The organism is Bacillus sp. 05T22, from assembly GCF_056396765.1.
Window position 1 is genome coordinate 1 of record NZ_JBFTMC010000027.1, and the last position, 16,789, is coordinate 16,789.

The 16,789-nt window shown below is 35.1% G+C and carries 16 protein-coding genes, 1 pseudogene and 1 other annotated feature; of the genes and pseudogenes, 4 read left to right on the top strand and 13 right to left on the bottom strand.

The window, feature by feature from the left end; all coding sequences use genetic code 11:
- The 3 genes from AC1DIT_RS11300 to glpF all read right to left on the bottom strand — a co-directional run.
- On the bottom strand, positions 1-358 hold a 358-nt coding region (locus AC1DIT_RS11300; protein ID WP_476998193.1), incomplete at its 3' end, for an FAD-dependent oxidoreductase.
- A gap of 133 nt (positions 359-491) precedes the next feature.
- Positions 492-1,982, bottom strand: coding sequence for a glycerol kinase GlpK (gene glpK, locus AC1DIT_RS11305; protein WP_476998194.1), 1,491 nt, complete (start codon positions 1,980-1,982; stop codon positions 492-494).
- A gap of 13 nt (positions 1,983-1,995) precedes the next feature.
- On the bottom strand, positions 1,996-2,817 hold the full coding sequence (gene glpF, locus AC1DIT_RS11310) for a glycerol uptake facilitator protein GlpF (protein ID WP_016113653.1): 822 nt from the start codon (positions 2,815-2,817) through the stop codon (positions 1,996-1,998).
- A gap of 53 nt (positions 2,818-2,870) precedes the next feature.
- Between glpF and AC1DIT_RS11315 the strand changes: the two genes are divergently transcribed.
- Positions 2,871-3,215 carry a hypothetical protein gene (locus tag AC1DIT_RS11315; protein ID WP_016132559.1) on the top strand — a complete coding sequence of 115 codons (345 nt, stop codon included), beginning with the start codon at positions 2,871-2,873 and terminating at the stop codon, positions 3,213-3,215.
- Here the strand turns inward: AC1DIT_RS11315 and AC1DIT_RS11320 are convergent.
- The 8 genes and pseudogenes from AC1DIT_RS11320 to AC1DIT_RS11355 form a co-directional block, all read right to left on the bottom strand.
- Positions 3,203-3,760 (bottom strand): glycerol-3-phosphate responsive antiterminator, encoded by a 558-nt coding sequence (locus tag AC1DIT_RS11320; protein WP_016132558.1) that lies wholly within the window; start codon positions 3,758-3,760, stop codon positions 3,203-3,205. The genes AC1DIT_RS11315 and AC1DIT_RS11320 overlap by 13 nt on opposite strands.
- 239 nt (positions 3,761-3,999) lie before the next feature.
- On the bottom strand, positions 4,000-4,200 hold the full coding sequence (locus AC1DIT_RS11325; protein WP_016113651.1) for a sporulation YhaL family protein: 201 nt from the start codon (positions 4,198-4,200) through the stop codon (positions 4,000-4,002).
- 144 nt (positions 4,201-4,344) lie between these two features.
- Positions 4,345-6,732, bottom strand: coding sequence for an immune inhibitor A domain-containing protein (locus tag AC1DIT_RS11330; RefSeq protein WP_016132557.1), 2,388 nt, complete (start codon positions 6,730-6,732; stop codon positions 4,345-4,347).
- Positions 6,733-6,969: 237 nt separating this feature from the next.
- The gene (locus AC1DIT_RS11335) at positions 6,970-7,854 is read right to left on the bottom strand and encodes an alpha/beta fold hydrolase (protein WP_016132556.1); all 885 of its coding nucleotides are present in this window, start codon (positions 7,852-7,854) and stop codon (positions 6,970-6,972) included.
- A 347-nt stretch (positions 7,855-8,201) separates the two neighbouring features.
- A complete protein-coding gene (locus AC1DIT_RS11340; RefSeq protein WP_176505851.1) occupies positions 8,202-8,357 on the bottom strand; it encodes a hypothetical protein in 156 nt (51 codons plus the stop codon).
- A pseudogene (locus AC1DIT_RS11345) lies at positions 8,357-9,441 on the bottom strand (response regulator aspartate phosphatase). The gene AC1DIT_RS11340 and the pseudogene AC1DIT_RS11345 overlap by 1 nt, the downstream one beginning before the upstream one ends.
- 182 nt (positions 9,442-9,623) lie before the next feature.
- Positions 9,624-9,818, bottom strand: a complete 195-nt coding sequence (locus AC1DIT_RS11350; protein WP_016132552.1) for a hypothetical protein — start codon at positions 9,816-9,818, stop codon at positions 9,624-9,626.
- A gap of 6 nt (positions 9,819-9,824) precedes the next feature.
- Entirely contained in the window at positions 9,825-10,115 is a 291-nt protein-coding gene (locus AC1DIT_RS11355; RefSeq protein WP_016113626.1) for a replication/maintenance protein RepL, read from the bottom strand.
- A gap of 315 nt (positions 10,116-10,430) precedes the next feature.
- Here AC1DIT_RS11355 and AC1DIT_RS11360 point away from each other — a divergent pair, with 315 nt between their 5' ends.
- The 3 genes from AC1DIT_RS11360 (at position 10,431) to AC1DIT_RS11370 (ending at position 13,843) form a co-directional block, all read left to right on the top strand.
- Positions 10,431-10,886, top strand: coding sequence for a collagen-like protein (locus tag AC1DIT_RS11360; protein ID WP_476998195.1), 456 nt, complete (start codon positions 10,431-10,433; stop codon positions 10,884-10,886).
- Positions 10,887-10,939: 53 nt separating this feature from the next.
- Positions 10,940-11,434 (top strand): hypothetical protein, encoded by a 495-nt coding sequence (locus AC1DIT_RS11365; protein ID WP_016113624.1) that lies wholly within the window; start codon positions 10,940-10,942, stop codon positions 11,432-11,434.
- A 300-nt stretch (positions 11,435-11,734) separates the two neighbouring features.
- Positions 11,735-13,843, top strand: coding sequence for an LTA synthase family protein (locus tag AC1DIT_RS11370; RefSeq protein ID WP_016132551.1), 2,109 nt, complete (start codon positions 11,735-11,737; stop codon positions 13,841-13,843).
- A gap of 125 nt (positions 13,844-13,968) precedes the next feature.
- Here the strand turns inward: AC1DIT_RS11370 and AC1DIT_RS11375 are convergent, their stop codons facing one another.
- Together AC1DIT_RS11375 and yhaM are read right to left on the bottom strand one after the other, a co-directional pair.
- A complete protein-coding gene (locus AC1DIT_RS11375) occupies positions 13,969-15,228 on the bottom strand; it encodes an MFS transporter (protein ID WP_016113622.1) in 1,260 nt (419 codons plus the stop codon).
- 82 nt (positions 15,229-15,310) lie between these two features.
- Positions 15,311-15,563: a binding site (T-box leader), on the bottom strand.
- 254 nt (positions 15,564-15,817) lie between these two features.
- Complete coding sequence (gene yhaM, locus AC1DIT_RS11380) at positions 15,818-16,762, bottom strand: 3'-5' exoribonuclease YhaM (RefSeq protein ID WP_003195696.1); 945 nt, start codon at positions 16,760-16,762, stop codon at positions 15,818-15,820.
- Positions 16,763-16,789 lie beyond the last annotated feature (27 nt).

Sequence of the window (16,789 nt, forward strand, 5' to 3'; positions counted from 1 at the left end):
TTGATGTACTGAATGAACCGAATGTACCGCCTTTATGGAACGGAAGTAACATCCACTCTGGTGTTGTTACATGGGGACCATTCTCATATACGATCGCACGCTCTTTCCCAACTTCTGCTACCATTTTCACTTCAAGTTGTTTCAAATAACGTAAACCACCGTGTACAAGCTTCGTTGAACGACTTGATGTACCTGCTGCAAAGTCTTGCATTTCAAACACAATTGTTGATAAACCGCGTGTTGCTCCATCTAATGCAATACCAGAACCAGTAATACCTCCACCAATTACGATCACATCTAACTCTTGTTTATTTACTCCGTTTAATACGTCTTTACGTTGTTCACTTGAAAATTTCATGGTAATTCCTCCCTTTGATAACGAAAAAAGAGACCACAAACTCCGCTATAGAATTCGCTTCTATAGCGTGTTGTGGTCTCTCCAAATCTCCTACCGAATTATTAACTTATCATCATTATAACACTGTTTATAATTATTTAAAAGCTTTTGTTGCTTCAATTGCCTTTTTCCAACCAGCATATAGCTCTTCACTTGTTTCCGCTTCCATTGCTGGTGCAAAGCGCTTGTCCATATTCCACTGCGCCTTAATTTCGTCTTGGTTTTCCCAATATCCAACTGCAAGACCTGCTAAATATGCTGCACCTAAAGCCGTTGTTTCATTCACTTCTGGACGCTCTACTGGAACATCTAACATATCACTTTGGAATTGCATTAAGAAGTTATTCTTAACCGCTCCTCCATCAACGCGTAATGTTTTCAGTTCAATACCTGAATCTGCTTCCATTGCACACAATACATCTTTTGTTTGGTATGCTAATGATTCTAGCGTTGCACGGATAAAGTGTTCTTTCGTTGTTCCGCGCGTGACGCCAAATACTGCTCCTCGTACTTCACTATCCCAGTACGGTGTTCCTAGTCCTACGAATGCTGGAACAACATATACACCGTCAGTAGATTCAACGCGAGATGCGTATTCTTCGCTATCACTTGCATCTTTAAACATACGCATGCCATCACGTAACCATTGAATTGCAGAACCTGCTACGAAAATACTTCCTTCTAATGCATATTCAACTTTACCATTTAAACCCCATGCAATCGTTGTTAATAGGCCATGCTCAGACGCAACTGCTTTTTCACCTGTATTCATTAACATAAAGCAACCAGTTCCGTATGTATTCTTCGCCATACCTTCACCGAAGCAAGCTTGTCCAAATAACGCTGCTTGTTGGTCACCTGCGATACCTGCGATTGGTATATTTTGGTTAAAGAAATGATAATCAACTGTATGGGCATATACTTCAGAAGATTGACGTACTTCTGGAAGCATGCTTTTCGGCACTTCTAACATGTCTAGAAGCTCATCATCCCACTGCAGGTCGTGAATATTAAACATTAATGTACGTGATGCRTTTGARTARTCTGTTAYGTGCGCTTTACCRCCAGACAATTTCCATACAAGCCATGTATCAATTGTWCCGAATAATAAYTCGCCRYKTTCYGCTTTYTCTCTTGCACCTTCAACGTTATCTAAAATCCATTTTACTTTCGTACCAGAGAAGTACGCATCAATTAAAAGACCTGTTTTTTCACGAACCATTTCGCTATAACCTTTTTCTTTTAACTCTTCACAAATTTCAGCTGTTTGACGAGATTGCCATACGATTGCGTTATAGATTGGTTTACCAGTTTCTTTATCCCAAACAACCGCTGTTTCACGTTGGTTTGTAATCCCGATACCAGCAATTTGCTCTGGCTTTACGTCCACTTCACTTAAACAAGTTGCAATAACCGCTAAAATTGATCCCCAAATTTCTTGTGCATTATGCTCTACCCAACCTGGCTTTGGAAAATGTTGTGTAAATTCTTTTTGAGCTGAATGAACAATTTTACCTTCTTTATTAAAAAGGATTGCACGTGAGCTTGTTGTTCCTTGGTCTAATGAAAGAATGTATTTTTTCATAATCGGTTCCCCCTTATGCTACTTTTCTACTATTTGTATTATTTTGGCTCTTTTTACTTGTCATATAAGAGATTGCTAGTACAATCACAGTTGCAATTATCACATAAATAAGTGCTGCATTTTGTTTTCCTTCAAATACAACTTGATGGAATAAACCTGCAAGTGATCCACCTAAAATCGGTCCTACTACCGGAATCCATGCATATTTCCAGTTTGATCCACCTTTACCCGGAATCGGTAAGAAGAAGTGTGCAATACGAGGTCCTAAATCACGAGCTGGGTTAATCGCATAACCTGTTGTTCCACCTAATGATAAACCAATACTTACAATTAAGAAACCTACGATGAATGGATTTAAACCATCCGCAAATTTATTTGCACCAATTGCTAATATACCAAATACTAAAACGAATGTTCCAATCATTTCACTTAAAAGGTTTGCAAATGTATTCGGAATTGCTGGTCCTGTTGCAAAAACGCCTAATTTTGTACCTGGGTCTTCTGTTTCTTTCCAATGAGGTAAGTAATGTAAATATACGATAATTGCACCGATGATTGCCCCAATCATTTGCGCTGCGATATAACCTGGTACATCATTCCATGGAAGCGCTCCTTTAAAAGCAAGTCCAAGTGTTACTGCCGGATTTAAATGCGCCCCGCTAATTGATCCTACTGCATATGCTGCGATGGCAACCGCTAAGCCCCAGCCCATCGTAATAACAATCCAACCAGAATCCTTAGCAAACGACTTCTTTAAACTTACGCCTGCACAAACGCCGCCACCAAGAACGATTAACAACGCTGTCCCTATTAACTCCCCTAAAAATGCTGACATAAAATCCCTCCACAATCAATTTAAATGATTCCAATGTGATAGAGGTAAAATGAATGGCCATTCGTTTTTTTTCAAAAGAAAAAGATCCACACCTGGCATGCTTCTATATAAAAAATATAGAAACAATGAAATGTGGATCTCTTCTTTTCTCCGTCACGTTTATTAACTTATCTATAATGTTAACCTCAAATGAAAGCGGTGTCAATACATTTTTTTCACATTTTCGACACTTTTTATTTTTCTCAACATACAAGCCACTGTTACGAGAAAAAGCGGTCTTTCACTCACTTTCTCCCTTTGTTTGTACAAAGCATAAGGCGAAATTAGGTACTGACCGCTTCTATGCTCAAACGGATCCTCTCTCCCGCCTAAAAGAAAGCTTTTTCTATTTTTGGTAATGTTTCCAGAGTTCTTTTTTCGACGTTGTAATCGCCGTCGCACCAGCGGATAACGCTCTTTCTACATCATCAACCGTACGAATAAATCCGCCTGCTAAAATCGGTACGCCCGTCCGTTCTTTCACCTCAGCAATCACACCTGTTAAAGCTCCGGGAAGCACCTCAATATAATCTGGTTTTGTTTTTTCTAACAGGTTACAACTCTTTTCCATCGCACTCGAATCAATTAAAAAGATACGTTGAATCGAGACAACACCCTTTTGCTTCGCCTTCATAATTACACTTGCCTTTGTCGACAATAGTCCATATGGCTTATACTCTTGGCATAAAAACTCTGTCGCATGGCCATCGCTTTGCAAACCGTGAATTAAATCGACATGTAAAAATACCTTTTTACAATGCTGCTTCGCCAGTTTCACAACACTTTTCAATTGACCGATATGAATGTCTAAAATAACAATATACTCATAAGAACTATATAGTAACTTTTCTAAGTCTTTTATTTGCCGAACAGCTGGCAAAATATTTTGTTCATGAAATTCCATTCAAAAATTCCCCTTCTTTACGTCATCCTACCTTTTATAGTACACAATTTAAGCGAAAAGAAAAGATGGTAGGAGAAACTTTTAGGTCTCTTGCTGCCAGATTTTGTCGAACGGTCGATATCCTATGTCGAAGCGCCGATATATGAAGAGAAACGATCGATATATTTTAAAAATCGCCAATATAATGATGGCGCAAAAAAAGAGTGAATAACCGATTAGTTACTCACTCTTTACTAGGATTAAAGCAATACAGAATCCTTATCACTCTCTTGATTACGTCGCTCTCGTTCTTCCTCTAAGCGCTTCATATATACTTCGCCTTCTTTTTCAATAAACTCATTATCCATCTCTTGCTCTTTTTTTGAAGTATATAAAACCATGTAGCCACTTACGACAATCCCGATAATAACAAGATAGATCCACCATGGTAAAGTTTCCACTTGATTTCCTTCCCTTCCTAAGACAAGCCTTGTTAGTTTCACTGTATGAGGGTAGGACAAGAGTTATGACAATTTCTTTTTCAAACAAGTAAAGCAGTACTCCCATCTACAATCACCGTAGATAGAAGTACTGTCTTTAAAATTCTATTGATGAATCCAAACTGCACCTGCAGACTTGTCTTCTGCTTGGCCTACTACTTCAAACTTTAATCCTAGTTTCGGCAACTTACGTCCTGCATCTGGAATCATGCTGTTGATATACTGCTTAGAATCATCGAATTTCGCAACGCCTGGTAATCCTTTATAATCAAAGATACCGCGAGCTGGTGAATCTACTTTCCATGCTGGCGTTTGATCAAATGAGAATGCAGCATCTGCAATTTGATAACGCGTACTGCTTTTCACAGTCGGTTGTCCGTTTAATGTACCTACGATTGCCTCTGGATGAGAATCTACTACGCCTAAGAATCCTTCACCTGGATGAACGCCTACCCAGTTATCTGTAAAGCTTTGATCCGCATACCATACAACCATTCCTGTATTAAATACTGGGCCACGCGCATGTTGTAACGCCATGTCAGAACCAGCGTAATTTCTCCACTCTACATAATAGTTATGTTTTTTCTGTTCAAATCCGTTAGACACAGTAAATCCTTTTAACGTCATTGCTGGTTGTCCTTCTGCATCATCAGAAAAAGCAACTTTACCATCGACAGTTAAGCTTGCATTGTCTAAAGCAAATCCTTTATAAGCTACTGCAATATCTGTTAAATATTCAAACTGTAATTTTACTTTTTTCCCTTTGAATTGGCTTAAATCGTATGATTTATCAACCCACTTACCATCAGTTGTATCCATACCGCCTTTTACATCTTTTTCACCCATTCTATCAATGCGTGTCTTCGTTCCATCTTCTGCAATAGCGTACACGTCAAGGAAATCATACTTCGCTTCAAGCTCATAGAATGCCTTATAATCAAACTTAGCATTCGTTGCATTTGTTAAATCAAATACTGGTGTCTCAAGTGTTGTATAAATGTCATTTCCTTTTGTACTGTAATAAAACTTCTTGCCAAATGCCGATTCGATATTTTTTATATCTTTGTCCGGCAAATTAACGCGAACGATTCCTGGTCGGTTTGATTTCGTAACACTTTGGTCTAAATATGTTGCAGCACCGATTCCCGTGCGAAGTTTATCATAATCTACCTCAACGATATTCGCCCAGTTACCCTTCATATTCTTTTGGAAAAACTCTTTATTTTGTGGTGAAAAACTTGTTGGCTCTGTTCCTGCAATCTTTCCAGCCCAGCTGCCGCCGCTCATAATAGACCAAGATTCAACTGGTTCACCTTGTCCAGTGTACTTTGTATCGTACTCATCCGGTAAACCTAAATCATGACCGTACTCATGGGCAAACACACCAACCGCTCCATCTTCAGGCTCGATTGTATAATCGTATGCAGCCATCTTTCCGCCCCAATTCGGAACAGAAGCTTTTGTTCCATCAATTGCATATGGTTTTGATCCAAGTTTTGAACGGTGAGACCAAATCGCATCGTCTTTCAATTTACCGCCACCAGCTTCTTGTCCTACTCCCGCATGAACAACCATTAAATGATCAATAATGCCGTCTGACTCATTTTTATTTCCGTCACCATCTTGATCGTACTGATCAAACTGGTCAAAATCAGCTAAATTTATCCCTTTTTCTACTGCTGCTTTTAATGCTTCCTTCACAAAATCACGCGGCCCTAAAGGCCCTTTATTATCATGACCAGTTCCAGCATCTGCACCATAATCAGAAGCTTTTCCTGGAACAGTAAGCCACTCCGTTACAGTTCCATCAACTGTGTAGCTACCACCTGATTGCTCTTCATAATATTGCTTGAATGTATTAATTTTTGACCCATCAAATAGCGTAAATGGCTCATCACCAAATAACATTTTTTGATAATGCTCACGATTAAAGTCCTTAGCATACATATATCCTGGCGCTTGATCAATATTATTATGTTTAAAATCGCTAAATTCTACGAGTAAAACAAGCACTTTATCTTTTCGAACAGTTCCATTGTACTCTTCTTGCTTCGCTGGTGTAGTAGGTACTTTTCCATTTAATTTCCTAGGATTCAATCCTGCATCTTGTCCAGCTACTGGTCCTGCTGTTGGCTGCTGCGCCTGTTCATTTTCCTTCATTTTTGCATCTTTTACTTTTTTCATAAAATCAGAAGCTTCTTGCGTAAGACTATCCCCTGCAATTACTTCTTTCCCAGGGTTTTCCCCTTTCTTTTTCTCAACATACTTTTCAACAGCCTTTGATGTCTCAGCTTGTGATGCAGATTGATCAATTACTCCCCGTTGTTTTAGCGCTTCTGCCAAACGCTCCTCCGGTATTAAATGCTCATCTATTGGTAGAGATGATGTTGGTGTCTCAGCATACGCTGCATGACTTCCAAAAGCAAAAGTACTACTTAGCACTGCCGCTGTTGCTAATACTGACAAGGGTTTTAACTTCTTATTCTTTTTCAATGCATTTCCTCCCCGATGTTTGCGAATTATCGTTTTTTTTGTCGATAACAATATAATATTCGTATTATGATGAATATTCAATATTTTTCAATAAATAAAATGTTGAGAAATATTTTTTTATGCAGGGTGAAATACATAAGATAGCAAAATAAAAAAGTTCTGCCCTAAATAGCAGAACTTTCGTTCGAATCATCTTCTTAATTATGAAAGAAGGAACGGGTTTATAATTATAAAATTCTATTCATTGATAGATACAGCATGCTCTTCAAAAAAAGCTTGGACATATTTCATAAACTCTTCCGGCTCTTGACGGAACGGAGCATGATAACCTTTTTCAATAATATGGAATGTACTATTTTTAAATAGTTGATGATACGTTTCACCATTTTTCCACGGAACGCTTTTATCATTTCTACCCCAAATAATTAACGTCGGCACCTTAATCTCATCTGCATCCATCGCAATGCGGCGCTCCCTCATTTTCGTCAGTTCACTATAATGTTCTTTATCATCCCGTCTATTTTTCACTTCATTTTTATCATAATCCGTAATGGTAGATACCGTATTTACATCAACTGATAACTTTGGCTTTTGGAAACCTTCTTTTTGCTGGAAAGATTCTATCCCTGTCGAGTCCGCTAAAATAAGGTGCGTAATCGCCTCAGGATATAAGTACGTTAAATTAAGAGAAATCTCTCCCCCCATGGAATGACCGAGCAGCGCAAACTTATCATAGCCTAGTTTTTTCATTAACTTATAATATAAATTTGCTTGTGCAGGAAATGAATACTGGAAATCCATCGGCTTAGAAGAACGTCCAAACCCTAAAATATCCACTGCAATAATCGTATGATCTTTCGCTAATTCTGGATAAATATCACCAAATCCATCAGAAGAACCCCCAAACCCATGAAGCATGAGCAGCGGTGGTTTCCCTTCACCAATTTGTTTAAAATATATCGTTTGTCCATCTATTTCTGCCATTTTTTCTTTTGTGTTTAATTTTGTTGCAACAGTATTTTTTACTTCTTCTACTTTCGCTGTCGGTTTCTCAACGATATTACAAACCATTAATAATACAAGTGAAAGACCACTAATTATATAGAACTTTAATTGTTTCAAGTTAATTGTCTCCTTTCTGTTACTGTAACTATGAACAAATACACTTACAATAAGCTTTCACTTTTTGTCATTATTTTATAGCCGACACAGTTGTAACCATTTTAGTTACAACTGTGTTAAAAAAATATACTTTCCCTCTAAGTAAGCATTKGGATATTTCTTGTATTTGATTATTTTCGTACTGTTCAACCCTCTTGTAATCATTATAGTTACAAATAAAAAGTAGGTCAATCATTTTTCAAAATTTTTATATACTTATAGAAATGAAGAATAAAGAAAAAAATAAAAGAAGAACGTCCTGTTAGTTAGTTCAGGAAAACGTTCTTCTGTTTTTGCTGTAAATTTACTTAAATTTCTTTTGGTGCTGAAAAATCTGCGTGGCTATTAGAAGGTGCTCCTCCCGTGTCCCCTTTGTTTAAAGCCACATTGTTAAAATCACTAAATCCAGCTGTAATAGATAACGTAAATGCAAAACCTACTGCTGTTAAGATAATTTTTTTCATCATTTTAACGCTCCTTTTTTTATTTGTTTTTTTCTTGCTTCTTTACTCATGTGATAATATTTGCTTGCTTTTTCATGATTGTTTTCATTGTAGAATTTATCAGCTAAACGCTCTGCATACTCTTCAATACAATCAAATAATTCTTCTTTTTCAAAGTACATAATTCCTTTTAAAACAGCCTTTTCGAATGCATTTATATTAGTATTCATTTCTTTTAAAATCATAAAACGATATTGATACTCCTGATTTTTAAATTGATTACAAATATGCAATCCTTTTTCTATTAATGATTCAGCAATATCTGAACGATTTAATTTCAAATTTTCATCAGCTTCTAAATACAATGCTCGGAAATGATTTGGAGATTTCTTTGTTACTTCTGATAAGTGACGAATTGCGGATTCGGATACATTTTGATTTGCATACAGTAAACCTAAGTTATTGCGTACCATGAGGATATATTTTTCATGATTTGTTTTTTGGAATACATCTAATGTAGCGTTCAATGTTTCTTCAGCTAACTCAAATTGTTTTAAATCAATACAACATAGTCCGTATATATTTTCACATAATGCAAGATTGATTTCATATCCTGATTGCTTAGAAAATTCCTCTTTTGCTTTTTGAATGAAATCAATTGCTTTTACTTGTTGGTATGAGTGATAATAAAATTCTCCTAACCTATAGTTAAATTCAGCCTTTTCGAATGGATTTGTAATGTATTGTAATAGTTTTTCAGCTTGATCAAACTGCTCTTTTGCTTCTGTATAGTTTGTGATAAGTCTCAAATGAAAGCCTTTAAAAAAATGATAATAATATGCTAGAAGCCCTTCTKTCGGAATTTCAAAAGATTCTACTCTATCAAAACTATCTTCTTTAACCGCAACCCAGTCAGGACATTGTATCTGAAATTTAATAATGCATAATACAATAATACATCCTGATTTGCTTCTACCTGATTCAGGTTATTATCAATTTCTTCTTTACATCGTGTCGCTTTTTCCACTTGTTGTTGCAACATTACTTGATACCAAGTGTCTAGTGAATGTTTCATTTGTTCTTTCGTTACTACATGTGTGCTCACAACAATTCATCCCCTTCATTTTCATCTACAATAAACTGAATGTTAACACAATTCCACAAATTGTATACAGAATCCCTCTTTTAAGTTGATTGAGAAATAATTGTTAGAATATTCAACTCGAAAGACACAATTAAAACCTACCTCATAAATAAAAAGCATTATACCGATTGGTGTAATGCTTTTTATTGGGGTGAAAAATTTACTTTAGGAAGAATATGCTTTTGTAAACTGTTGCTACTAAATGCACTTACTGTTTGTGTGTTTGGATCAAATTGCAATCCTAATGCTTTAAATATAACCTCTGTTTGTACAGGGGATACACTAAATGATACTGTGTCATTATCTAGGTAAATATTTAATTCAATGCTCTCAATCATTATCTTTCATCTCCAATTTTTTGATTCATTCTTGGCTATTTTTTGTTTTGGAATAGCTTTTTGTTTTTCTCTTAAAACCTCAATGGAATTTAAAGGTTTATCTTCTTCGTAATAACTTAATAATATTTGTCGTTTTGTATCGTTCCCTTTCATCATAATGTTAAGATTTACGATATAAACGCCATTTTGCTTTTTCTTGATGAAGTTGTTTGCTTGTAGCTTTCTCATTAACTTTGCAATAGTAGGCTCAAAAACCCCGACATCACTAAAAAACAAATTAATTAAAAAGTTAAGCATCTAAAATCCCCAAAACCATTGATATAACTGGGTTTTCCCTACTTTTTTGTTTAATTTACTCTCTTCTATAACCAAAGAGGCTTTTCATAAAATACCTTTTACTCTATATGTTTATGACACTAGAAGGGGCTAGCCCCCCGCTTCGATTCACTTCAGCCACTGCGCTCACATCCAAAAACAAAGGGTAATACTTTTATGTTTGATATCCGCCTTATTAAAAATATTTTCCGTATAGGAAGTGAATAAGCTTCCTATACGGAAAATATTACATATTAATACTTTAGGAAATTTTAAAAGTAAAGAGGTGGTTTTTAAATGTATAATGGGTCAATATATTTTCCTTATATAAATTATAATCAATACTTCGATCGTCAATTCCCTGTTCCTCAGATTCCAAGTATACCGGGAATGCCAAGTTTTCCGAGTGCACCAGGTTTTCCGGGAATGCCAAGTTTTCCGGGTGCACCAGGTTCCCCAGGGACACCAGGTTTTCCGGGTGCACCAGGACAGCAAAGTTCACAAGCTCCAACATCTCCTCCTCCATCATTTATTCCTCAACAATCAACTGCTTCACCATTTGCTGTTGATCCAGGAGCAATTTCATTCTGTTTATTTCGAAATACCTATATATGGCTTAGTAATGGTGAACARTTTTGGTATTWTCCRATTTTTGTAGGACCRAGGTCTGTTGCTGGTTTTAGATGGAACGGTAGGTTTTGGGTTATTTTTGGAATTGATACGAGAAGGATTATTTCATTTACATGTTTTTAAAAATTATAGAGTAACGATAAAAGTTTAACTATATAAACAAAAGAGGTATTAGAATGAAAAACTTTCAATCATTTGATGGTACAATCACTATGATTAACGATTTTGTAACAGGATCAAATGAAGAAATAGGATGTAATAAATTAATATCCGTAGATAATGGTTATGGGACTCTAGTAAATTTTGTAGTGAAACCAAATACTTATTTTATTGACTACGCAGCGGTAGTAGTAGGAGATAAAGTAACTGGATTTTACGATGCTAACGTCCCTGTTCCTCTCATTTTCCCACCACAATTTCAAGCAATTGTTATAGCGAAATATATACCCTCTCAAAATGTAAAAGTAGATAATTTTAATGAACAGTTAGAGAGTAGTGATGGAAAATTAAAATTAAATATTTCTCCTTCTACTCAAATTTTATTAACAAATGGCCAATTTTTTACAGGGAATCTTGCGAATCGAAATTTAATAGTTATTTATGGTCTTACAACAATGAGTATACCAGCTCAAACTACACCATATAAAATCATTGTTTTGTGTCAAAAGTGATTTTTATTTTAAAGGGTCTCTCGGTTTATTTGAGAGGCTTTTTTTGTTGCATGTTCAGCTAGTTTTTTCGGTTCATAACATTGCATATTTATTTTAGTTTTGCAACACCCTCGATATAGTTTGTATATACAGTATGCTTGCACTTTTTCGATTCTATCAGGTTATAAAAAATACGAAAAAGTGTTGTTTTTTAAGGAATATTTAAGGTTATATATGTATAATAAAAATAGATATGAAGATTGAGAGTATAATGTTTTTACTGATGCGAGGTGAAACAAAGAAACGAAAAGAGGGAATAAATTGCATTTGGATTTTGTAGCTCAGAAACAAAGAAGAAATGAATTGCGTTTTAATTTTTCTGTTCAGCAAGCAAGAAGGAACCCATTACTTTCTTTCATTATTAGCGGAATGTGGACCATTTTTTTAGAAATGTTGTTTTTTATCACGCTAGGCTATTTCGAATTAGAGAAGACTAAGCTATTTTTTAATGAGGGAATCACATTAAGTATAGTTACTATAATTTTATGGAGTATACTATTTTTTATTGTTTATTTGAATAAAGGGATAACCAATAGACTTAGACCATCTATAAGAATTCATATTTTATTGTTTGTAATAGCTCATTTAATAGCTTGGCTTTATATATTCATACAAGAAAATATGAATTATTCACTTGTGAATAATTGGATTTATTTGCAGTATGCACAGTACCTATTCAGCTTGGTATTCATTTATATGGTGTATATTTTAGTTTATAATTTATTTGGTAAAATTTTACCAAGTGTAATATTAACTAGTTGTTCTTTAATTATTTTAGCGATTGTTAATTATTTCAAAATTATGTTCAGAGGAGAGCCGCTTTATCCGTCTGACTTTACACAAATCGGGCATATGCAGTCCGTTATACCGATGGTTATGGATTATTTTAGTTTGAAAAATATATTGATAGTAATCATTAGTATAGCTTTATTTATATTTGTAGTTTTTTATATTCGAAAACACATTAACTCTATAAAAATCCATATTAGTATGAGGATTGTTTTAATATGTGCATCCGTGTTTATGGTATATTCGTTTAGTAATTACCCTAATACATTTGTGAATAAGTTATTTGCAAATGGGGGGATATACTTCCCTTTGTGGAATCAAAATATGAACTATGGTCAAAATGGTTTGGTTTTGGGGTTTTTAAGTAACTTAGATACAACGGTCATCCAGGAACCAGAAGAATATTCAAAAGAAAATATGCTTCAAATTGCAGAGAATATAAAGAAACAATATGGCGATAATGTGGGAGAACAAAAAAAAGCAGAGAAACCGAATATTATATTTCTTATGAGCGAGGCTTTTTGGGATCCTACAAAACTAACGAACCTTTCATTTAGTGAAGATCCGGTGGCGAATTTACATCATTATATTGAGAGTTTTCCAGGTGGACAAACAATAGCTCCTACATTTGGGGGAAATACAGCGAATACAGAATTTGAAGCGTTAACGAGTTATTCAATGAGTTTGTTAATGCCTGGTTCTATACCATATCAACAAGCTGCTACAGGTCAGAAAGAAATTCCATCCATCGCAAGTGAATTGAAAAAGCAAGGGTACTATGCGAGTGCAATTCATGCTTTTAATCGAGCGTTTTATAAACGGGACGATGTATATAATACATTTGGATTTGATAACTTTAATGCAGAAGATACGATGAAAAATAAAGAATTAGCTGGAGACAATATTAGTGATTTATCTATGAGTAAAGAAATAATAGATGAATTGAATAAGAGAAAACAGCCTACATTTATTCATGCGGTGACGATGCAAAATCATTTTCCATATAATCCAGAGCGGTTTGAAGAAAATAAAATAGAAGTTAGTGGATTAACAAATGAAGAATCAAAAGCAGAATTAGAAATCTATACGGAAGGTGTAAGGCGTTCCGATGAAGCTCTACAATATTTAATAGAACAGCTTAATGGGTTAGAAAGACCTACTTTATTAGTCTTCTTTGGGGACCACTTGCCAGTGTTAGGAACGAATAAGGCTATTTATAAAGAGGCTGGATATATAGAAAATGAAGAAACTTTAAGTGAAAAATTAACTATGTCAGAAACGCCATTACTAATGTATGCAAACTTTGATTTGCCAAATGATAACTTAGGCTTAGTAAGTCCGATTTATTTTTCAAATCTTGTTCTTGATTATGCTGGATTAAATAAATCACCATTCTATCAGTTTTTATCGGAACTACACAAAGAAATACCAGTGCTTAAAGATGATTTAAAGGTCGATAAAAATGGAGAAGAAATAAAAGATTTAACGCATAAACAAAAAGAAATGTTAGAGCAATATAAACTTATTCAATATGACTTACTTGCTGGAAAGCAATATAGTAAGGACATATTATTCAAATAAGCGAAAAAAAGAACTTGTATACGATACAAGTTCTTTTTTTATAGTATTTAACGGGGTAACCAGACAAGCTGGGTTAATTAGGGAGTATTACCTGTACATTTAGTATAAATTAAAATGTAATCGTTTTATTGAAATGAATCTTTAAGCTCAGGTGAATCAGAATAGAATTTCGCTTTTGATGGTTGAACACTGCAAATAAATAGTGTAATAGATACCAAAAACATTATAAATGCTCCTGAAACTACAACAAATCGTATAGATATAAGCTCGGAAGAAATACCAAAGATTGCAGTAACGGTAATAATTAAAAAAGCCTCAATAAACCCGTAAATACTTACAACTCTCCCCATCACATCAACAGGTATATTGTTTTGATAAAATGTGTAAAAACCAGTATTAGAAAAGGCAGTAGCAAATGACAAAACAAAAGCTCCTATAGATGCTATAAAAAAGGTATTAGAGGATGTAAAAACCACATAACCTACTGCAGTTATTAAGGAACCCATACCAATAAGCCATGAGGTAGGTATTTTTTCAATAATTATTGCATTGGATAAAGAACCTGCTAATACTCCTGCTCCAGCAATGCTGACTAAGACTCCATATTCACCTTCAGATAAGGAAAGTATCCTAGTTGCAAAAGCAGCTTCCAGCGAATCTGTAGCTGTCATCATGACTATCATCGCACTAAACAAAAGATAAATCATCATGATATATAGATACTTACGACTAAATCCAATAACAAGCTTCCAATCATCTATTAATAGCTTAAGAGATAATTTTGTTGTATCTGATGTTTTTTCTAATTGTGCAGCGGATTCTACATTAGGCATTCCTACTGTAATTAATGCAGATAAAAATAAAGCTACAGCATTGATATAAATAGCCATATTAGGTGTACCAATTGTAAACATCATTCCTGCTATTGCTGGTCCAGTCAAAAAAGCTCCGGAATCAAGTAGGCTACGCAAAGAATTGAAACGTTTTCTTTGCCCTGTTGGTATTAACTTCGTGATATAAGTTACCGATGTTGAGTGGTACATAGAACTCGCTATTGTAATTAGAAAGACCATAGTATATATAAGCCCTAAAGAAGAGAAGAAAGGTAATAATGCAATTAGAACAGTCTGAAAGACATCTAGTGCTATCATGAGATATTTTTTATTTAAACGATCTACAAGACTTCCTGACCAAATATTAGTAAACAACGTTGATAAAGCCCTAATAATATATAAACCAGAGACAGCAATAGCCGACTCTGTTATGTTAAGGACGATAAGGTTTAGAGCGATAAAGTAAACCCAACTTCCAACACTTGAAACACCAATGCTAAACAATAAGATAGATGGATACCGCCAAGTTTCCAATGTTTTTTTAAAACTCAATTGAATTCCTCCTAAAATATAATCAGATAGAATGCAACACTTAAAACAAAATAAAAAAATCCCACCCCCAAGACTTAAGTGTCTTGAGGACGAGATTTTAGATCGCGGTACCACCCCAGTTTATTAATATGTCACCATATTAACCTTATCAGGTACAACAAAAATACTTATACCCTAGCTCTATAACGGGAGCGCCCGTCACACTATCCCCCTATAGCGGGTTCCAATGTGCTGCTCTGAGCCTTGCTTCAATAAAGAAATTCTAACCCTTTTTCAGCTACCAGGGTTCTCTGTATAGAATTCACTTTATTTACTCTTCTCTTCATTGCATTTAATTTCATATACAATAACATTATTGGATATATATTGTAAATGTTTTTTTATATCTCATATACAAACTTAGTTAACATAACCCTACTTATTGGTAGTAGCCGAAACGATAAAAATGAACTTCATTGCTATAACAGATACCAAATTTTCGTTTAGGGGGTACTTCAAAATCTTAGCTTGATGGCGATGCCACTTTTAAAAATAAAAAGGGCAAGCAACCCCAGCTATACGCTAAAATCACTTGCCTCATAAGTATTATTTAGTTATGAAAAGTAGGCTTATAAAACGAACGATTATCAAGCGCAAAGACACGTTCTGTGTATTCACCTGGTTTCGTGCGTCCAAGCGCACGGTCCATCATGTTCATCTTCGCATCTAAATTATCGATGTAATGCAGAATTTCCGCTTCTTTTACTAATGGCGGTTTTGGGCTACCCCATTCAGCTTTGCCGTGATGAGATAAAACGATGTGCTGAAGAATTAATACTTCTTCTCCTTCAATTTTCAGTTCATCGGCTGCTTTTCCAATTTCGTTTACCATGATGGAGATGTGACCTAGTAGGTTTCCTTCCAATGTATACGTTGTTGAAATTGGACCAGACAATTCAATTACTTTACCAAGGTCATGTAAAATAACACCTGCATACAGTAAATCTTTATCTAAAGATGGATATAGCGTAGCAATGGCTTTCGCTAAATCAAGCATCGATACAACATGATAGGCAAGCCCTGATACAAACTCATGGTGATTTTTCGTTGCTGCTGGATAGTCTAAAAATTCACTTTGATGCTTATTTAATAAGTGTCTTGTGAGACGCTGAATGTTTGAGTTTCTCATTTCAAATATGTACTGTGTAATCTTTTCTACCATATCTTCTTTTTTCACTGGTGCTTTTTCAACAAAGTCTGATATATCTGTTACTTCATTCGCATTTGCAACGCGAATTTGCTTCACACGAAGTTGAATGCGCCCTTTATAGTTTTGAATATCTCCAGCTACCTTAACAATCGTTTCTGCTACATATTGTTTCTCAACTTCTGGTGATACATCCCATAGCTTCGCTTCAATATCTCCAGTTTGGTCTTGTAAGATTACTGTTAAAAATGGCTTTCCATTACTCGCGATACCTTTTGTCGCTGTCTTAATTAACAAGAAGATATCGACTTGTTCACCAACTTCATATTCTGCAATTTTCTTTTTCATTCTGATTCCTCCACCAACTTAAGTACT

Coding starts and splice junctions, on each gene's coding strand:
- AC1DIT_RS11315 (WP_016132559.1), top strand. CDS start 2,871: ATGGCCATTCGTTTTTTTTCAAAAGAAAAAGATCCACACCTGGCATGC.
- yhaM (WP_003195696.1), bottom strand. CDS start 16,762: ATGAAAAAGAAAATTGCAGAATATGAAGTTGGTGAACAAGTCGATATC.
- AC1DIT_RS11355 (WP_016113626.1), bottom strand. CDS start 10,115: ATGCTTAACTTTTTAATTAATTTGTTTTTTAGTGATGTCGGGGTTTTT.
- glpF (WP_016113653.1), bottom strand. CDS start 2,817: ATGTCAGCATTTTTAGGGGAGTTAATAGGGACAGCGTTGTTAATCGTT.
- AC1DIT_RS11350 (WP_016132552.1), bottom strand. CDS start 9,818: ATGATTGAGAGCATTGAATTAAATATTTACCTAGATAATGACACAGTA.
- AC1DIT_RS11320 (WP_016132558.1), bottom strand. CDS start 3,760: ATGGAATTTCATGAACAAAATATTTTGCCAGCTGTTCGGCAAATAAAA.
- AC1DIT_RS11340 (WP_176505851.1), bottom strand. CDS start 8,357: ATGAAAAAAATTATCTTAACAGCAGTAGGTTTTGCATTTACGTTATCT.
- AC1DIT_RS11365 (WP_016113624.1), top strand. CDS start 10,940: ATGAAAAACTTTCAATCATTTGATGGTACAATCACTATGATTAACGAT.